The organism is Kitasatospora sp. NPDC018058, assembly GCF_044327205.1.
Taxonomy (GTDB): domain Bacteria; phylum Actinomycetota; class Actinomycetes; order Streptomycetales; family Streptomycetaceae; genus Kitasatospora.
The window spans coordinates 1-2111 of record NZ_JBIRFA010000135.1 but is presented as its reverse complement, the minus strand read 5'-3'; the positions used below and the strand labels follow the sequence as shown (position 1 = coordinate 2111).

Below are 2111 nucleotides of genomic sequence, written 5' to 3'. Positions count from 1 at the left end.
CGGTGATCATGAAGCGTAGAGAACTCCATGATCGGGCGAACCGTGCCTGCCCTGCTACTACCAATTAGCTCGGCACCTACTGGCGGACGCCCTTATAGCTCCACGGCGGCTGTTTCTGCGGTGGTTGCCTCTGCGGTGACCGCCTCCTCTGGTGTCCAGGCCGCCGAGCAGAGTGCGGCGGCCAGCGCCTCGGTGTAGGCGGCGGCCGCCAACCAGGCGGTGGCGAAGGCGTCGTGGTCGTCCTGGACGATCCGGCCGAACACATCGCGCTGCTGGCTCGCCGCGGCCGCCCGGAGGCCGTCCAGCAGCTCGGCGGCGGTGGCCAGCCCGGCGGAACGCAATAGGCTCCGGTCGGCCGCAGCCGTGGCCGCGCTCGGGGCGAGGGCGTGCCGGCCGGTGGTGACCGTCTGCTCCACCCGGCGAGAGAGCACGTGCACGGGCGGGCCGTCCGGGGGTGCGGTCCTCGCCGTTGCGGGGCCGGTCGGGGCACCTGCCGGGAGGTCGGCGGTCTGGAGACGCTCCAGGCCGAGGTTGACCCGGCCCGCCCGGTCGGCGGGAAGGGCGAGCACGTCGGGGGCGTCCGGGGGTGCGCCGACCGCGAGCAGGCGCAGCTCCGGGCGGTCCGCACGCTCCAGGCGGCCGATCACCCGCAGCCGCAGGCCCGGTGCGGTGGCGAGCAGGGCGAGGTTGGCCCGGAAGGCCAGCCCGGGGTGCTCGTGGCCCGGGCGCAGGGCGATGACCGGGCCGCCTTCGCCGCAGTGGGCGAGCAACCGGGGCGCCCCGCCCGGCCCGTAGGGGGCCGTGCCCAGCAGGGTGACGTCCAGGAACAGCAGGTCGCTCCCGGCCGGACGGGTCTCGTACGGCAGCTCCTGCGCCGCGAGGGCCCGCGCCACCTGGGCGGCCGGCGGATCGGACCAGAGCCGGGCCGCCGGCTGCGCCGTCCAGTCCGTACCCGTCGCGCGGACCGCCCGGACCGAGGCCCCGGCGCCCAGCCGCCCGGAGACGGACCTGGTCGCGCCCTGGACGGCCAGCCCCGCACGGCTGAACTCCCGGTGGCTGAGCGCGGCGTCGCCCAGCCGGACCGTCCGGTTGCCCGCCCCGACCGCGAGCGGGGCGGCGGTCTCGGCGTCACCGTGCGGGGTCACCTCGGCGATCGTGCTCAGCCGGCCGTCGGCGTCCACCGCCCAGCTGACCGCGCCCGCGTGGGTGGCGGTCAGCACCGGTTCGGCGAACAGGCCGTACAGCCGTAGGCCGCCCTCCTCCGCGTAGGTCTGGCGGGCAGTGCCGCGCAGACCGGGGGTGGCACCGGCGGTGGTCGCCAGCGCGGTGGTCGTCAGCGCGGTGGTGAGGCCGAGCAGGTCGCGCAGGGCGGCGACCAGATCGGCCAGCCGGTGGTCGGGGGCACCGGAGCGCGCCGCCCGGATCCGGGTCACCACGGCGACCGCCGCCGCGGCCGGACGGTACAGCCCCGCCAGGCGCGCCCGGTGGGCGGCCCGCAGCAGCTCGGCCTGGGAGACGGCGCCCGCTCCGCTCACCCCTGCCGCCAGGACGGCACAGGCGGCCCGGTGGAGGTGGCGGACGGCGGCGAGTTCGGGCGGGGAGAGGGGGGTGGGGTCGGGCGCTGCGGGTGTCTCGGCCGCCCCTGCTTCCGGCTGGGGGACGGGTGTCTCGGGTGCCTCGGGTGTGCTGATGGCCTCGGCGGCGGCGTCGTCGGCGGTTTCGGTCGCTTCGGCGATCGGGCAGAGGGTGACGGCGGCGGCCCGGTGGACGCAGGCCGGGGCGAGCAGGCAGCCGCAGCGGACGTCGCCCGGATCGGCGACCACCCCGCCCGGGGCGTGCAGGACCAGCAGGGCCTCCTCGTCCACCTGCACCCGCCACTCCTCGCCGTCGCGGGTCACCGGCAACCGCGCCAGCTTGCCCGCCGCGCCGTCCAGCCGCTTCTGCAGCCGGGCGCTCAGCCCGGCCACCACCTCGGCGACCACCTTGGGCCGGACACCCGGCCAGTCGTCCTCACGCGTCGTCGCGCTCATTAGAGGACCATCCCTTCTGCAGCCCTCTTCGGTAGGGTTGTGACCTCTCGGTCCCGGTGGGTGCATGGCCAGTCGCGCGAG

General features: G+C 76.8%; 1 protein-coding gene. It reads right to left on the bottom strand.

Annotated features, from left to right (window positions below; translation table 11 throughout):
* Nucleotides 1-92: 92 nt before the first annotated feature.
* A complete protein-coding gene (locus ACH4E7_RS45540) occupies nucleotides 93-2030 on the bottom strand; it encodes a hypothetical protein (RefSeq protein WP_396255122.1) in 1938 nt (645 codons plus the stop codon).
* Between the last annotated feature and the right edge of the window lie 81 nt (nucleotides 2031-2111).